The 17,324-nt window shown below is 40.8% G+C and carries 16 protein-coding genes; 15 read left to right on the top strand and 1 reads right to left on the bottom strand.

Features of this window, described 5'->3' with window-relative positions:
- The first annotated feature begins 158 nt into the window (after positions 1–158).
- Positions 159–1,772 (top strand): CTP synthase, encoded by a 1,614-nt coding sequence (locus tag CD126_RS04440; protein WP_049405686.1) that lies wholly within the window; start codon positions 159–161, stop codon positions 1,770–1,772.
- Positions 1,773–1,979: 207 nt separating this feature from the next.
- Here the strand turns inward: CD126_RS04440 and CD126_RS04435 are convergent, their stop codons facing one another.
- Entirely contained in the window at positions 1,980–2,501 is a 522-nt protein-coding gene (locus CD126_RS04435; RefSeq protein ID WP_049405688.1) for a DUF2529 family protein, read from the bottom strand.
- A gap of 573 nt (positions 2,502–3,074) precedes the next feature.
- On the opposite strand from CD126_RS04435, the gene CD126_RS04430 reads away from it, so the two are divergent.
- The 14 genes from CD126_RS04430 (at position 3,075) to wecB (ending at position 17,204) form a co-directional block, all read left to right on the top strand.
- Complete coding sequence (locus CD126_RS04430; protein WP_049405689.1) at positions 3,075–4,334, top strand: UDP-N-acetylglucosamine 1-carboxyvinyltransferase; 1,260 nt, start codon at positions 3,075–3,077, stop codon at positions 4,332–4,334.
- A gap of 140 nt (positions 4,335–4,474) precedes the next feature.
- Complete coding sequence (locus tag CD126_RS04425) at positions 4,475–4,798, top strand: winged helix-turn-helix transcriptional regulator (protein ID WP_002471619.1); 324 nt, start codon at positions 4,475–4,477, stop codon at positions 4,796–4,798.
- 180 nt (positions 4,799–4,978) lie between these two features.
- A complete protein-coding gene (locus tag CD126_RS04420; RefSeq protein WP_049405691.1) occupies positions 4,979–6,406 on the top strand; it encodes an aldehyde dehydrogenase family protein in 1,428 nt (475 codons plus the stop codon).
- Positions 6,407–6,830: 424 nt separating this feature from the next.
- On the top strand, positions 6,831–8,147 hold the full coding sequence (gene rho, locus CD126_RS04415; RefSeq protein ID WP_002471611.1) for a transcription termination factor Rho: 1,317 nt from the start codon (positions 6,831–6,833) through the stop codon (positions 8,145–8,147).
- 166 nt (positions 8,148–8,313) lie between these two features.
- On the top strand, positions 8,314–8,574 hold the full coding sequence (locus CD126_RS04410; RefSeq protein WP_049405692.1) for a type B 50S ribosomal protein L31: 261 nt from the start codon (positions 8,314–8,316) through the stop codon (positions 8,572–8,574).
- A gap of 369 nt (positions 8,575–8,943) precedes the next feature.
- A complete protein-coding gene (locus CD126_RS04405; protein WP_049405694.1) occupies positions 8,944–9,549 on the top strand; it encodes a thymidine kinase in 606 nt (201 codons plus the stop codon).
- On the top strand, positions 9,550–10,629 hold the full coding sequence (gene prfA, locus CD126_RS04400) for a peptide chain release factor 1 (protein ID WP_049405696.1): 1,080 nt from the start codon (positions 9,550–9,552) through the stop codon (positions 10,627–10,629).
- Complete coding sequence (prmC, locus tag CD126_RS04395) at positions 10,616–11,464, top strand: peptide chain release factor N(5)-glutamine methyltransferase (RefSeq protein ID WP_049405698.1); 849 nt, start codon at positions 10,616–10,618, stop codon at positions 11,462–11,464. The genes prfA and prmC overlap by 14 nt, the downstream gene beginning before the upstream one ends.
- Positions 11,465–11,639: 175 nt before the next feature.
- Positions 11,640–12,671 (top strand): L-threonylcarbamoyladenylate synthase, encoded by a 1,032-nt coding sequence (locus tag CD126_RS04390; RefSeq protein ID WP_049405699.1) that lies wholly within the window; start codon positions 11,640–11,642, stop codon positions 12,669–12,671.
- Positions 12,668–13,096 (top strand): low molecular weight protein arginine phosphatase, encoded by a 429-nt coding sequence (locus CD126_RS04385; RefSeq protein ID WP_049405701.1) that lies wholly within the window; start codon positions 12,668–12,670, stop codon positions 13,094–13,096. The genes CD126_RS04390 and CD126_RS04385 overlap by 4 nt, the downstream gene beginning before the upstream one ends.
- A 524-nt stretch (positions 13,097–13,620) precedes the next feature.
- Positions 13,621–14,145 carry a TIGR01440 family protein gene (locus tag CD126_RS04380; RefSeq protein WP_049405703.1) on the top strand — a complete coding sequence of 175 codons (525 nt, stop codon included), beginning with the start codon at positions 13,621–13,623 and terminating at the stop codon, positions 14,143–14,145.
- Between the two features lie 20 nt (positions 14,146–14,165).
- Positions 14,166–15,404, top strand: coding sequence for a serine hydroxymethyltransferase (gene glyA / locus CD126_RS04375; RefSeq protein ID WP_103370090.1), 1,239 nt, complete (start codon positions 14,166–14,168; stop codon positions 15,402–15,404).
- Between the two features lie 18 nt (positions 15,405–15,422).
- Complete coding sequence (gene upp / locus CD126_RS04370; protein ID WP_103370089.1) at positions 15,423–16,052, top strand: uracil phosphoribosyltransferase; 630 nt, start codon at positions 15,423–15,425, stop codon at positions 16,050–16,052.
- Between the two features lie 21 nt (positions 16,053–16,073).
- On the top strand, positions 16,074–17,204 hold the full coding sequence (wecB, locus tag CD126_RS04365; RefSeq protein ID WP_103370088.1) for a non-hydrolyzing UDP-N-acetylglucosamine 2-epimerase: 1,131 nt from the start codon (positions 16,074–16,076) through the stop codon (positions 17,202–17,204).
- The last annotated feature ends 120 nt before the right edge of the window (positions 17,205–17,324 follow it).

The following is a 17,324-nucleotide window of genomic DNA, read 5'->3' as shown; positions in this document are numbered from 1 at the left end:
TTGTACGGTAACAATTTTAACCACATCAACAGGCTAAACGTACGACGTGTGATTAGCGCAATACATCGCTCTTACTACAGTTGAATGGATGTACATATTAACGAATTAAATTTAAAAATGTTAAAACTTAAATCTGCCCGACAATAGGAGGTCGAACAATGACGAAGTTTATTTTTGTAACAGGTGGCGTAGTATCATCGCTAGGTAAAGGAATTACGGCAGCATCACTAGGACGACTATTGAAAGACCGCGGTCTCAACGTGACGATTCAGAAATTTGATCCATATTTAAACGTTGACCCAGGTACGATGAGTCCGTATCAACATGGTGAAGTCTTCGTTACTGATGACGGGGCTGAAACAGACTTAGACTTAGGTCACTATGAACGCTTTATCGATATTAACTTAAATCAATATTCTAACGTGACTGCAGGGAAAGTTTATTCTGATGTGTTGAAGAAAGAACGTCGCGGCGATTATCTCGGAGGTACAGTTCAAGTTATCCCGCACATTACGAATGAAATTAAAGAACGTTTACTTCTTGCTGGAGAAAGCACGAATGCAGATGTTGTTATCACTGAAATCGGTGGTACGACAGGGGATATCGAATCGCTTCCATTTATCGAAGCAATTCGTCAAATTCGCAGCGATTTAGGTAGAGATAATGTGATGTACGTGCATTGTACACTGTTACCATTTATCAAAGCAGCAGGGGAAATGAAGACGAAGCCGACGCAACATAGTGTGAAAGAATTGCGTGGTTTAGGTATTCAACCTGACTTAATCGTGGTTCGTACTGAATATCCAATGACACAAGACTTGAAAGATAAGATTGCGCTATTCTGCGATATCAACGAACGCAGTGTTATTGAGTGCCGTGACGCAGAATCTTTATATGAAATTCCACTTCAACTCAGCGATCAAGATATGGATGACATCGTAATTGAGCGTTTAGGTCTTGAAGCGAAATACGAAACACAATTAGACGAGTGGCAATACTTACTTAATACTGTAAACAATTTAGATGGCACAATTACTATCGGTCTCGTTGGTAAGTATGTCAGCTTGCAAGATGCGTATTTATCTGTCGTTGAATCATTGAAACACGCGGGCTATCCATTCAAGAAAGATGTGAAAGTGAAATGGATTGATTCTAGTGAAGTCACTGACGACAACGTGGCGGATTACTTATCAGACGTTGATGGCGTACTCGTGCCAGGTGGTTTCGGTTTCCGTGCAAGTGAAGGTAAGATTGCGGCGATTAAATATGCGCGTGAGAACAATGTACCATACTTCGGTATTTGTCTTGGTATGCAACTTGCGACAGTTGAATTTGCGCGCCACGTGCTCGGCTTAGAGGGTGCACATTCAGCAGAGCTTGATCCAAATACCCCACATCCAATTATCGATTTATTACCTGAACAGAAAGATATCGAGGATCTTGGTGGTACGTTACGTTTAGGTCTTTATCCTTGTCATATTAAAAAAGACACACTTGCCTACGATATTTATAATGAGACAGATATTGAAGAAAGACATCGTCATCGTTATGAATTCAACAATAACTATCGTGAACAACTTGAAGAAAATGGAATGGTGTTCTCAGGAACAAGTCCAGATGGTCGTTTAATTGAGATGGTAGAAGTGCCAGAGAATGACTTCTTTGTCGCTTGCCAATTCCATCCAGAGTTCATGTCTCGTCCAAATCGACCTCAACCTATCTTCAAAGCCTTTGTAGAAGCAAGCTTGAAACATCAAGAAAAACAACAATAAGAAGTGAGAGAGCACATTTAACCTATCAATTGTAAAATGATTGTTTGGAAGTAGGGAGAAAGTGAGTGCATGTTGTCCTTTCTTCCTTAAAAACCAAAATAGTATGCGATAAAAGCTCATAGCATAATAAAACATCTCATTTGCTGAGTAGTGTCAGCTCAAATGAGATGTTTTTTCGTAAGTATGAAGATATTTATACGTACCTTATCAAAGGTCTAAATCGCGAATCATTTCTACCATTTGTGTATAGATTTCGTAGTAGACATAGTTGAAAGCAATTGGATGGGGCGTGACAACTTTATCATAGTCTTCGGTATAGACAATGGGACGTGGCGTAGATAAATTAACGAAATGGAACAGATGATCAGGGAATTCTGTTTCTTTCGGTTTATTGCAAATCACGACGAAATCTGCATCGATATCGATGAGTTTGCGTACATCTTCAGCCATTTCTTCAGAGTAATAAGGCCCGAATAGAAAGACTCTATCTGTCGTATCTAGTTCATTGAAGCTGGCTAACTCATCTAATAATTTGCTTGATTCTAAGCGTTCACTACTTGAAGTGACAAACGTTTCGTAGAATTTCAAGTCTTCATAGCCTTTGACATAGACATGACCTTCGCCACCAATCGCTTGAATGAGGCATTGAGCTGCCATTTGTATATCTAACTCTTGTTTCTCTAGACGATTAAACACGCCATTGATTTGCGTGTTGAGAATCTTAGACATAGCGATACCTCCCACATGATATATCTTAATAATTGTAATTAAGAAATGCGATATTTTCAAATAGAGCTTCATATCATGTGGCTTTCATCGATGATATTCTGCGCTTAGTAGCAACCTCACACTCGTTAAGGCTCACTTAAGATGACTGACTTCTGATATTGATAAATTCATCTCCGGTCATATAATTTTTATACTTTCTGAGCAGAAATTTGGTATAATATTCCGTGGAATAAGATAGCATGATCAAACATATTCAATTGAGTTATTAAAATCTGTGCTATCTGAAAAAGATAAAGCGGATTTAAAGGACATAAAGATTGGCTTTTTTCAACGATTTAGATTCTTGTGCAGCATGTGGTTAATTCAATTAGAATCGGGAAAGGATTAACGTAAATCTTCGCATAACCATGATATATACTTACATGATTTAGATTTACGCGCACAATATAAATATTTTTACACTTATATTCAGACAAAGCTAACGAAACTTTGCAAACTATATTATAATAATTTATAATGCTAATAATGTATTTTTAGAAAATTGATCGAGATGAGATAAAGGAGAACATAGGCATGACTCAAGAAGTGATTAAAATCAGAGGTGGTCAAACACTTTCTGGTACAGTACATAATCACGGTGCTAAGAACAGTGCCGTAGCGATAATACCCGCTACGCTTCTAGCGGAAGATAAGGTAACGGTAGAAGGGTTGCCGCAAATTTCTGATGTCGATACGCTAGTAAGCTTATTGGGCGATTTGAATATCCATACTGAGTTAGACGGTACAACGCTAGATATAGATCCGACAGAAATTGAGAATGCACCATTACCGAACAATAAAGTACAATCTTTACGTGCGTCTTATTATATGATGGGCGCAATGCTGGGCCGTTTTAAAAAATGTGTCATTGGTCTGCCAGGCGGTTGCCCACTAGGACCAAGACCGATTGATCAGCATATTAAAGGATTTAAAGCATTAGGTGCTGTCGTGGATGAGTCGAGTGAGACATCTATGAAGATTGAAGCGGATCAACTCGTAGGTGCAAATATCTTCTTAGACATGGTCAGTGTAGGCGCGACAATTAATATTATGCTTGCTGCTGTGCGTGCGAAAGGACAGACAGTAATCGAGAATGCGGCGAAAGAACCTGAAGTCGTGGATGTCGCTGCCTTTCTCTCTAGTCTAGGTGCAAATATTAAGGGCGCAGGAACGAGTACGATTAAGATCACAGGTGTAGAACATCTTCACGGTTCACGCCATCAAGTGATACCAGACCGCATTGAAGCAGGAACTTATATGTGTATCGCGGCTGCTTGCGCCGAAGAAATGACAATTGACCATATTATTCCTAAGCATGTAGAACCACTCACAGTGAAATTGAAAGAACTAGGTGTCGACGTGGATATGCATGAAGATAGTGTAACGATTCGTCGTCAATCGCCGTATGATAGTGTGAATATCAAGACCCTCGTTTATCCTGGGTTTGCCACAGATTTACAGCAACCGATTACACCTCTACTCTTCTTGAGTGAAGGGATTTCACTTGTGACGGATACGATTTATCCAGCCCGTTTCAAACATGTCGAAGAGCTTCAGAACATGGGCGCAGATATTTCTGCCGATCAGGGTACTGCGACAATCAAACCTTCAACACTTCACGGAGCAAGTGTTTATGCGAGTGATTTGCGTGCAGGTGCATGTCTGATTGTTGCTGCATTGCTTGCTGAAGGTGTCACTACGATTTACAACGTGAAACATATTTATCGCGGTTATACACAAATTGTAGAAACATTGAAGCGTTTAGGTGCAGATATTTGGACTGAAGAAGTTTAAAGTCATGTGCTATACTTAATATAAGATTTGTACTGAAATGAGAAGGCTAAGTTGGCATTTATTGAATCGCCATAGTTAATTTGTGAGGTAATCATTTCAGTTAAAGTCGTTATCCCAACTTTGGTTAAAAGGTGATGCAAATGGAAGTATGTCCTTATCTCGAAGAAACCTTTAAAATACTCGGGCGTAGTTGGAACGGTTTAATCATCAATTATCTTTCACGATGTCCTGAGCACCAAGCGCATTTTACAGAAATGAAGAGAGATTTAAAGACAATCACGCCACGTTCACTCAGTTTAAAACTGACGGAATTGAGCGATTGGGGATTGCTAACGAAAGACATTGTCTCTACCGATCCGGTAACGATTGTCTATAAACTTACAGATAAAGGTATATCACTCGCTCAAGCACTCGAACCGATTGAAGAGTGGGCTCAAGAACACATTCAACTTGAAGAACATTAGTGTTGGCGGGTCACTATAGTATAATTTCAACTCATTAAGCGGTAGTCATGCGACGGAAAGCACTTTCGTTGCGTACTATCGCTTTTTCTAATAGCATAAACCTTACCATTTTACTATGTTTAATGATTTGGGAAAAAGGAAATAGTAATACCAACACGAAATAAGGAGTGTATAATAATCATGAGAAACTATAATAAACAATATATCAACGGTGAATGGGTAGAGAGTGCAAGCGGTGAAACACTCGAAGTCATCAACCCTGCGACAGAAGAAGTATTAGGAACAATCGCAGCAGGTAATAAAGAAGATGTCGACAAAGCGGTAGAAGCTGCAGATCAAGTTGCAGTGGAATTCCGTCATAGTTCAGTAGAAGAACGTAAAGAATTATTAGACAAAATCTTGCAAGAATACAAGAATAGAAAGCAAGATATCATCGAAGCAATTACTGATGAATTAGGTTCACCACTTAAAGTTTCTGAAGATGTACACTACCAAGCAGGCATCAACCACTTCCAAGCGGCAAGAGATGCCTTAGATTCATTTGAATTTGAAGAACGTCGTGGCGACGACTTAGTAGTTAAAGAAGGTATTGGTGTTGCTGGTCTCGTAACACCTTGGAACTTCCCGACAAACCAAACTTCCTTGAAACTTGCAGCAGCATTTGCAGCAGGAAGTCCAGTTGTCTTGAAACCGTCTGAAGAAACACCTTACGCGGCAATCATCTTAGCTGAAATCTTCGATAAAGTCGGTGTACCTAAAGGTGTGTTCAACCTCGTTAACGGTGACGGTGAAGGTGTAGGTAACCCACTTAGTGAACACCCTAAAGTACGCATGATGTCATTCACTGGCTCAGGCGGTACAGGTAGCAAGATTATGGAGAAAGCGTCTAAGGACTTCAAGAAAGTATCTCTTGAGTTAGGTGGTAAGTCACCTTATATCATCCTTGATGATGCTGATATCGAAGAAGCAGCGAAAGCCGCAACAATGAAAGTTGTCAACAACACTGGGCAAGTATGTACTGCAGGTACACGTACACTCGTTCCAGAAAGCATTAAAGACGATTTCTTAACTGCTGTGAAGAAACAATTCGAAGCAGTGAAAGTTGGCGATCCTCGTGAAAAGGGTACGCAAGTAGGTCCAATCATTAGTAAAAAACAATTCGATCAAGTTCAATCTTATATTGATAAAGGTGTTGAAGAAGGCGCAGAACTCTTCTTCGGTGGTCCTGGTAAACCAGAAGGTCTCGAACAAGGTTACTTCGCACGTCCAACAATCTTTAATAATGTAGATAATAAAATGACTATTGCACAAGAAGAAATCTTCGGTCCAGTAATGTCAATCATCACTTACAATAACATTGACGAAGCAATCGAAATTGCGAACGATACGAAATACGGTCTTGCTTCTTACGTCTTCGGTAAAGATAAAGAAACAATGCGTCACATCGCACACTACATTGAAGCAGGTACTGTAGAACTTAACGAAGCTGGACGAAAACCTGATCTTCCATTCGGTGGTTACAAACAATCAGGTTTAGGTCGTGAATGGGGCGACTACGGTATCGAAGAATTCTTAGAAGTGAAATCTATCGCAGGTTATTACAAATAATAGATGAAGATGATTTCAAGCTCGTTCAAGGCATATGCTTTGAACGGGCTCTTTTAAATATGTATGAATCGTGATGAGGGGCATGGCGATAACTGCCAACTACTTGCTATTTTAAAACGTTAAGTCAGGACAAGAATGTTTTTGTATTTGCGGATAAATTTTGCTATAGTAATTAAGGTAATAAGATTGAGAAGATTATATAATTTAAGAAATTGGTAGTCACCTATTACTGAATATAGGACTGCGATTCAACTCAGACGATAGTGCACCGAGAACGCGTGTAAATTGTACGTTATACAGCTTAATTATACATATCTTAACTCATCATCTTATAAGGCGCTCTTCGACTTATTGGATGATATGCCAGAATGTTATATAACAATCAATCTTGTTAACTAAATTTAAATGAAATGGGTGCAAGATTATGCCTGAAAAAGAACGTACATCTCCTCAATATGAATCGTTCCACGAGTTATATAAACACAACACTACTAAAGAGCTCACTCAAAAAGCTAAAAACTTAAAGCTATCCAATTATAGTAAATTAAATAAAAAAGAATTAGTGCTTGCGATTATGGAAGCGCAAATGGAAAAAGACGGGAATTACTACATGGAAGGGATTCTCGATGATATACAACCAGATGGCTACGGATTCTTGAGAACAGTCAACTACTCCAAAGGTGAGAAGGACATTTATATTTCTGCTAGCCAAATTCGTCGCTTTGAAATTAAACGTGGTGACAAGGTCACAGGTAAAGTGAGAAAGCCAAAAGACAACGAGAAATACTACGGCCTACTTCAAGTCGACTTCGTCAATGATGAGAATGCGGAAGAAGTAAAGAAACGGCCTCACTTCCAAGCGCTCACACCTCTCTATCCTGAAGAACGCATCATGCTCGAAACAACGCGAACAAATTATTCAACACGTATCATGGACTTAATCACGCCGATCGGTCTAGGACAACGTGGTCTCATCGTTGCACCACCGAAAGCAGGTAAGACTTCACTCTTGAAAGAAATCGCTAATGCGATGGCTGAGAACAAGCCAGATGCAGAGCTCTTCGTCTTACTTGTTGGTGAACGTCCTGAAGAGGTTACAGACATTGAGCGTTCTGTTGAAAGTGCGGAAGTCGTGCACTCTACTTTCGATGAACCGCCGCAACACCACGTGAAAGTTGCTGAGTTATTATTAGAACGTGCGAAGCGTCTCGTCGAAATCGGTAAAGACGTGATTATCTTGATGGATTCTATCACACGTCTTGCTCGTGCATATAACTTAGTTATCCCGCCAAGTGGTCGTACATTATCAGGTGGGCTTGATCCTGCTTCATTACACAAACCGAAAGCTTTCTTCGGTGCGGCGCGTAATATCGAAGCGGGCGGCAGTTTAACGATTCTTGCTACTGCACTTGTCGACACAGGTTCACGTATGGATGATATGATTTACGAAGAGTTCAAGGGTACAGGTAACATGGAACTCCATCTTGATCGTAAACTCGCTGAGCGTCGTGTCTTCCCAGCGATTGATATCGGTCGCAGTTCTACACGTAAAGAAGAATTGCTTATTTCTCGCAAAGAGCTTGAATCCCTATGGCAGTTACGCAACATGTTCACAGATTCACTCGATTTCACAGAGCGTTTTATCCGCAAGTTAAAACGTACTGATAACAACCATGAATTCTTTATTCAATTACAAGAGGCAGCGAAAGAAAGTACGAAGACCGGTAAGCCAATTATTTAGTGAAACTGTGCTGATGCCAAGCGTTTTATCGTAAGAGAGAAAGAATGAAGAGTTCTTCCTCAAGGGGTTGCGTTTTACTCATATAGCACTTATAATGGTTTAGTATTGGTTAAAAACTCATAAATAACTCTGTTCCAGATGGTTCAGGGCAAAGGAGCTGAAAATAATGAAACAAGGAATCCATCCAGATTACCACAAAGTTATCTTTTTAGATACTACAACTAACTACAAATTCTTAAGTGGTTCTACTAAAACATCATCAGAAACTATGGAATGGGAAGACGGCAACGAATACCCAGTAATTCGTTTAGACGTTTCATCAGATTCACACCCATTCTACACAGGACGTCAAAAATTCGCAGCTGCGGATGGTCGTGTGGAACGTTTCAACAAGAAATTTGGTTTCAAATCAAACAACAACAATTAATTCTAACATTCAAGCATTCTCATCCGTGTATGGGGATGCTTTTTTCTGTTTATACATAATCGCAGTAGCTGTCTATACTTGAGATAGATAGCGCTGTCTCAAATACAAATTAACCTTGCGAGGCAAGACAACGAAATTATTCTAATTTCTGTCTATAGTAGGATTATCAAATAATATTATGGACTTTCACTATTACTTTTAATTAGACATTAGCGCAGTAGACGACTGAATTCGAAATTGCTTATGCAGTTTCGAACACTAGTCGTCTTTGCGGGGGTGAGACTACGAAATCAATAAATTGATTTCTGTCTCACTCCCCAAAATATGATATAATAAACCGATTATGTTTTTAAAAAGGTGGATCACATCATGTACGAAACTTATCACTCTGGCTGGATAGAGTGTATTACAGGAAGCATGTTTAGTGGGAAATCTGAAGAGTTGATTCGACGATTACGCAGAGGGCTTTACGCGAAACAGAAAGTGATTGTGTTTAAGCCTGCGATTGATGATCGTTACGACAAAGACAAGATTGTGTCCCACAATGGTAATGCGATAGAAGCATTTAATATCACTACCGCTGCCGAAATTCTAAAATATGATTTATCAGACGTCGATGTTATTGGTATTGATGAAGTACAGTTCTTCGACGCTGAAATTGTACATATAGCGGAACAACTCGCTGATCAAGGTCATCGTGTTGTGACAGCAGGACTAGACATGGACTTTCGTGGACAGCCGTTTGAACCGATGCCTGCAATGCTTGCTGTAAGTGAAATTATCATTAAACTTCAAGCAGTCTGTGCAGTTTGTGGGTCGTCTTCAAGCCGTACACAACGACTCATTGACGGTAAGCCAGCGAAAGTAGATGATCCTGTAATATTAGTAGGTGCTAATGAAAGTTATGAGCCACGGTGTCGTGCACATCATATCGTTGCACCGAGTGATGACGAGAAAGAGAAGGAGGAACTTTAAGTGTTTGATCAATTAGATATTGTTGAAGAAAGATATGAACAATTAAACGAACTATTGAGTGACCCAGAAGTTGTCAATGATTCGGACAAACTCCGTGCTTATTCTAAAGAACAAGCAGATTTGCAAAAGACGGTCGATGTGTACCGCGAATATAAACAGGTTAAAGAGGATTTAGCTGATATCGATGAGATGTTAAGAGAAACGAAAGATAAAGACGAAATCGATATGCTTAAAGAAGAAGCTAGCAATTTGAAACCTCAAGTTCCTGAACTTGAAGAACAACTGAAATTTCTACTCATCCCTAAAGACCCTAATGACGATAAGAACGTTATTGTGGAAATTCGTGCCGCAGCTGGTGGAGATGAAGCAGCTATCTTCGCAGGTGACTTATTAAGAATGTATTCACGTTACAGCGAAACATTAGGTTACAAGACAGACATCGTGGAAATGAACGCAAGTGATCACGGCGGCTATAAAGAAGTCAGTTTCATGATTCAAGGACAAGGTGCTTATTCTAAATTGAAGTATGAGAACGGTGCGCACCGTGTTCAACGTGTACCTGAGACAGAATCAGGCGGTCGTATCCATACCTCTACAGCGACTGTGGCGGTACTGCCAGAAGCTGAAGACGTAGAGGTCGAAATCCGAAACGAAGATATTAAAATTGATACGTATCGTTCAAGCGGTGCAGGTGGTCAGCACGTTAATACAACTGACTCAGCTGTACGTATTACGCACACACCAACAGGTACGGTTGTAACTTCTCAAGATGAAAAATCTCAAATTAAGAACCGTGAAAAAGCGATGAAAGTCTTAAAAGCACGTGTTTACGATATGAAAGTTCAAGAAGAAGAAGAAAAATACGCTTCTGAACGTAAGTCCGCAGTAGGAACAGGTGACCGTTCAGAACGTATTAGAACGTATAACTACCCACAAAATCGTGTAACAGACCATCGTATCGGTTTAACGATTCAAAAATTAGATCAAATCGTCGAAGGTAAACTCGATGAAATTATTGATGCGCTCACACTATCAGAGCAAACTGAGAAATTGAAAGAACTTAATAATGGCGAGCTATAGCGACGTTCTTCAACAAGCACAAAACGACGCAGAAATATACGGTGTGGAACATGCAAGTGTCGAATGGCTCTTTTTCGAGTTATTAGACTGGCGTCGTAATGACTTTATAATGAAGAAAGACGCAGCGATGCCTGAGAACGAGCAGACCGAGTTTAAGCGAGGAATGCAACGTTTACTTCAAGGTGAACCTGTTCAATACATCCTCGGCTATCAGTACTTTTATGGGGAACGGTTCAAAGTGAATCCATCTTGCCTCATCCCTCGTCCGGAAACGGAGGAAGTCATGTTGCACTTTGTGAAACAACTTCGTCCTCACGCGCGAGTAGTCGATATAGGTACTGGCAGTGGCAACTTGCCAATTATGATTAAGCATCTTGCGCCATCAACGGAAGTGTTCGCTACGGATATTTCGACAGAGGCGTTGCAAGTCGCTCGTGCTAATGCTGCTGAACACGAGGTAGATATTGAATTTCTTGAGGGAAACACACTTGAACCATTGATAGAGCAAGGGATTAAAGTAGATGGGTTAATTTCAAATCCACCCTATATCAGTGAAGATGAGCTTGAGGTGATGGGTGAGTCTGTACGACGTTATGAGCCACAATTAGCGTTATTTGCAGAAGAGCGAGGTTTAGCGATTTATCATAAAATCTTAAAAGAACTTCCTCAAGTACTGAATCCAGAGGCAGTAGTCACCTTTGAAATAGGTTACCTACAAGGGGAACGTATTACACAATTGATTCATGCGTTATACCCATGGCTCAATGTCGAGGTCGTTCAAGATATCAATGGCAATGAGCGTATAGCGTCATTTGTATGGACGTCAGAATCGTAATTGCGTTAAAGACATGACAATAGCTATAAGTGACTCATATTAGAATGCTTGAGTATAAGGGGGTGAGAAGAGCAAACTTTAGATCACAAACTAAAGTTATGCTCGCTCACACCTTCTTTTTTTATATAGTTTAGCGATAACGATAATACATTTTATCTCAAAGGAGGGAAGTCGGATGGAAACGAAAGTTTGGCATATGCGCGATCACATTAGTGAACAAGATTTAAATGAAATTAAAGAACAGTTTGAAGCGTCAGAACTAGTCGTCATTCCTACTGAAACGGTCTATGGTCTTGGTGGTAACGCATGTAGTGACGAAGCGGTAAAGCGTATCTATGAAGCGAAAGGGCGACCTTCAGATAATCCATTAATCGTGCATATTTATAGCATGACCCAACTCAATGATTTCGTTGAGGAAGTATCCCCAGAAGTTCGTGAGCTAATGCGTGCTTTCTGGCCTGGACCGATATCTTTTATTTTACCGTTGAAAGCAGGATATCTTTGTGAACGAGTGACAGGGGGCTTAAATTCTATCGCGGTAAGAATGCCAAGCCATCCTGTGGGACGTCGTATACTGCAGTATGTCAATCTACCTATCGCGGCGCCGAGTGCCAATTTAAGTGGCCGACCTTCACCCACTATGTTTCAACATGCTTTCGATGACTTGAATAGCCGTGTTGCTGGCATAGTAAATGGCGATCAAAGTGAAGAAGGACTTGAGAGTACGGTCTTAGATTGTACGACTTATCCGTTCCAAATTGCACGACCTGGAGCGGTTACGAAAGAGATGATTGAAGCTGTGTTACCACACAGTGTAGAGGGTAAAAGTGGTTTGAAAGATGGGAAACCCATTGCGCCGGGTATGAAATATAAACATTATGCACCTGATACGCCGGTAACCGTGTTAACACAATTGGATGGTCCACTCCCAAATGACAAAGATTGGCAACATACTGCATTTGTCGTTCCGAAAAGCCTTCAAGAATGGGTGCCTAACAACGGTCATTTTATCTCACTGTGTGACGACGAAGAAGATGTAAAAGCGGCTAACCATAATCTATATCGCATCCTACATGATTTAGATACGGATGATGAAATTACGAGTGCGTACATTTATGGTTTTACTCATCAGCCGAAAGCGGAAGCGTATATGAATCGTTTGATGAAGGCTGCGAATCAAGAAGTAGTAACGGGGGATGAGTTATGAAAATAATCTTCGTGTGTACGGGAAATACTTGTCGAAGCCCACTAGCAGAGAGTAGCGCGCAACATTATATGCCGGATGTAGAAAGCGAATCACGAGGTATCTTTGCGATGGATGGCGCCCCAGTCTCCGCGCATAGCATAGATGTTCTCAAATCGAAAGGCTATCCTGAACCTGATTCTGCACGGTCGTTAGGGGATGGCGTTAAGGAAGCGGATTTAATTCTGACGATGACGCGTGAACATCAGCAGATCATTCAGTCGATGAACCCGGATGCGCGTCATGTCTTTACGCTTAATGAATATGTTGGTCTAGACGGGGATATTGCTGATCCAATTGGTGGCAGTAAAGCGACTTATGAGGAGACATTTGAGCAGATTGACCATGCAGTTCGTCTATTAAGTAAAAAGTTGAAAAATGAGCAGTAAAGCTGAGAAGATCTTATGAAATGTGTGACGCATATATTTATAGTATGAGACGGCCAATAAATACGTTATAATTGAAGTTGTATAGCACCATGCTATGAGTCTGTTTATTATTATTTATTGCGATTGACGATGAATGAAGGTGGAGCGTGTGGCATTAATTTTAATAAAAGTGGTGTTGCTTCACTAAAATATGTGAGCAACAACTTTTAAACTCGATTGCCTACGCTTGCCTTCCAAATCGCAAAAGAAGATTGAGAGAAAGCGTTTGTTAGGCAAGGAGAAGACATGATGGAGAGTCGCGATTTTACTTCACGTAAATGAGTTAACGACAACATCATTCGACGAAGCATGCGAGCGCTTGCCTTCTAAATCGCAAAAGAAGATTGAGAGAAAGCGTTTGCCAGGCAAGAAGAAGACATGATGGAGAGCCGAGATTTTACTTCAAGTGAATGAGCAAGCGACAACATCATTCGACGAAGCATGCGAGCGCTTGCCTCCAATCTGCTAATGAAAGAGGTGGGAGTGTGGAAAAGTTACAACAACTACTAGACGAACTCAAAGCACAACAATTCTTCCGTAAAGGCGAATTATGTGTCATTGGTTGTTCGACGTCCGAAGTAATCGGTGAACGCATTGGTTCAGTTGGTTCGATGGACATTGCTGAATCATTATTTGAGCATTTTCAACAAATCGAGAAAGAAACAGGAGTGCATTTCGTCTATCAAGGTTGTGAACATATTAACCGAGCGATCACCATAGAGCGAGCTGATTACGATCCATACAAGATGGAAGAAGTGACAGTCGTTCCAGATGTACATGCAGGAGGAAGTCTCGCAACATACGCTTATCAACATATGAAAGATCCGATGGTCGTGGAATCTATCACAGTACCTAAAGGGATTGATATCGGACAAACGTTGATTGGTATGCATTTGAAACATGTTGCTATTCCAATTCGTACATCAGTTAAACAAATAGGGGAAGCAGTTGTCACTATCGCATCCTCAAGACCTAAGAAGATAGGTGGCGAGCGAGCGAAATACGACTAATACAGAAAAGGGGTTATCTTATGTCATTCATACAGAAACAAGATCAAGAAATCTATGACGCAATTCAGAACGAATTTAATCGTCAGAATAATAATATTGAACTTATTGCTTCAGAAAACTTTGTCTCAGAAGCGGTAATGGAGGCACAAGGTTCAGTATTAACGAATAAATATGCTGAGGGGTATCCGGGCCGTCGCTATTATGGGGGATGTAGCTACGTCGATGTGTCTGAGCGTCTCGCTATCGCGCATGCGAAAGAGCTGTTTGGCGCTGAACACGCAAACGTACAACCTCATTCTGGGTCTCAAGCGAATATGGCCGTTTACCTTGTAGCATTAGAACATGGAGATACTGTATTAGGCATGAATTTAAGTCAGGGCGGACATCTTACACATGGTGCGCCAGTGAACTTTAGCGGGCAGTTCTATAATTTCGTCGAGTATGGCGTAGATCAAGAAACTGAGAAGATTGATTATGATGAAGTGCGACGTTTAGCGCAGAAACATCAACCGAAACTCATTGTAGCAGGTGCCTCAGCTTATTCACGCCAAATTGATTTTAAACGCTTTAAGGAAATTGCAGATGAAGTTGGAGCGAAATTAATGGTGGATATGGCACATATCGCTGGCTTAGTTGCAGCAGGCTTACATCCTAACCCTGTAGAGTATGCAGATTTCGTGACGACAACGACGCATAAGACGTTGCGTGGACCACGTGGCGGTATGATTCTCTGCAAAGAGGAGTACAAGAAAGCTGTAGATAAGACGATCTTCCCAGGTATTCAAGGCGGACCATTAGAACATGTTATCGCTGCTAAAGCTGTCGCATTAGGAGAAGCTTTACAGCCTGACTTTAAAGACTACCAAGCTCAAGTTATCGCTAATGCACGCGTGTTAGCTGAAACGCTTCAACAAGAAGGGTTCCGTATCGTCTCAGGTGGTACTGACAACCATCTCGTTTGTGTAGATGTTAAAGGTTCAGTAGGCATTACTGGTAAAATTGCTGAAGAAGTATTAGATGATATCGGAATTACTTGCAACAAGAATACAATTCCATTTGATGAGGAAAAACCTTTCGTGACAAGTGGCTTACGTCTAGGTACGCCAGCAGCGACGACGCGTGGATTTGACGAAGCGGCTTTTAAAGAAGTGGCTAAAATAATGAGCTTAGTCTTGAAAGACCCAGAGAATGAACAAGTACTTAAAGAAGGGAAAGAACGTGTGCGTACACTAACCTCTAAGTACCCACTATATAATTAATATTGGAGGAACATAACCATGGGGAAAGTACATGTATTTGATCATCCGTTGATTCAACACAAATTAAGTTATATTCGAGATGTGAACACTGGTACGAAAGGATTTAGAGAGCTCGTAGACGAAGTAGGTATGCTTATGGCATACGAAGTTACGCGTAATCTCGAGTTACAAGATGTTGAAATCGATACACCAGTGACACGAACTACTGCGAAACGTTTATCAGGTAAGAAACTTGCGTTTATCCCTATATTGAGAGCAGGTCTTGGCATGACGCAAGGAATCCTCCACTTAGTGCCAGCAGCTAAAGTAGGTCATGTAGGTTTATACCGCGATCCTGAAACGTTGAAAGCAGTGGAATACTTTGTGAAACTCCCACAAGATATTGAAGATCGTGAAATTATCGTTATTGACCCTATGTTAGCGACTGGAGCTTCAGCAATCGAAGCGATCCACTCATTGAAGAAAAGAGGGGCAAAACATATTCGCTTTATGTGTCTCATTGCTGCGCCTGAGGGTGTAGAGAAATTGAAAGAGGCACACGAAGATGTTGACATCTACATCGCAGCGTTAGACGAGAAATTAGATGAGAATGCGTACATTATTCCGGGTCTTGGTGATGCCGGTGACCGATTATTCGGTACGAAATAGTCAAGCTTAGGAGTGGCGTCGATGAAGAAGATAATGACGGTGTTTGGCACAAGACCAGAGGCTATAAAGATGGCACCTCTGATTCAAGCCTTAAAGAAAGAGGAAAAGCTTGAGCCCATTGTTGTCGTAACTGCGCAACATCGTGAAATGTTAGATTCTGTATTGCACAGCTTTCATATTGAACCGGATTACGATCTGAACATCATGAAACAAGGGCAGTCACTTACTGAAGTGACCTCACGTATCTTGACGCAACTTGATGATGTCATTAAAGAAGTGAGACCAGATATGATACTCGTACATGGCGATACGATGTCCACCTTTGCAGGCAGTCTTGCAGCTTTATATAATCAGGTTTCTATTGGTCATGTGGAAGCGGGATTAAGAACGTGGGATAAATATGCTCCGTTTCCAGAAGAGATGAATAGACAGATGGTTGGCGTGATGGCTGACTTGAACTTTGCTCCTACGGTAACAGCAGCAGAGAACCTTCGAGCAGAGCGTAAGCCTGAATCGTCCATTGTTATCACAGGTAACACAGCTATTGATGCGATGGCTTATACTGTACGTGATGACTATGAATCTACAGTGATGAATCGACATCCTGGTCAACGTGTCATCTTATTAACTGCTCATCGACGTGAGAATATCGGTGAACCTATGCGCAATATCTTTCAGGCAGTTAAAAACATCGTTGATGACCATTCTGATGTGACTGTCGTCTATCCTGTGCATAAAAATCCAAAAGTACGTGAGTTGGCAGACAAATATTTAGGACAGCATGATCGAATAGAATTAATTGAACCACTAGAGGTTGTTGATTTTCACAACTTTGCGCAACAAGCACATCTTATTCTTACTGACTCTGGCGGTGTGCAAGAAGAGGCACCTTCACTAGGAAAGCCTGTACTTGTCTTGAGAGATGCTACTGAGCGTCCTGAAGGTGTTGAAGCAGGTACGTTAAAAGTAGTAGGAACTGAAACAGAGAACATCTATGAAGCAACACATGAATTACTTACTGACGAAGCTGTATTTCGTGCTATGAGCGAGGCATCCAATCCATATGGTGATGGTCATGCTTCGGAAAGAATAGTAGGGCACATTAAGTATTATTTAGGTTTATCAAAGACGAAACCGGAACCATTTCGTTAATAATATGGCGGGAAATGTGACAAAATCATGAATTTTTTAGGTGTTTTTAAGAGAAAAATTCTAATGGAATTGACACATATTTCCCCCTATATTATTATTAAAACTATGTGAGTGGAACGG

Origin of the sequence: Staphylococcus pettenkoferi (assembly GCF_002902685.1) — a bacterium.
GTDB lineage: Bacteria > Bacillota > Bacilli > Staphylococcales > Staphylococcaceae > Staphylococcus > Staphylococcus pettenkoferi.
This window is presented reverse-complemented; position numbering and strand designations above follow the sequence as displayed.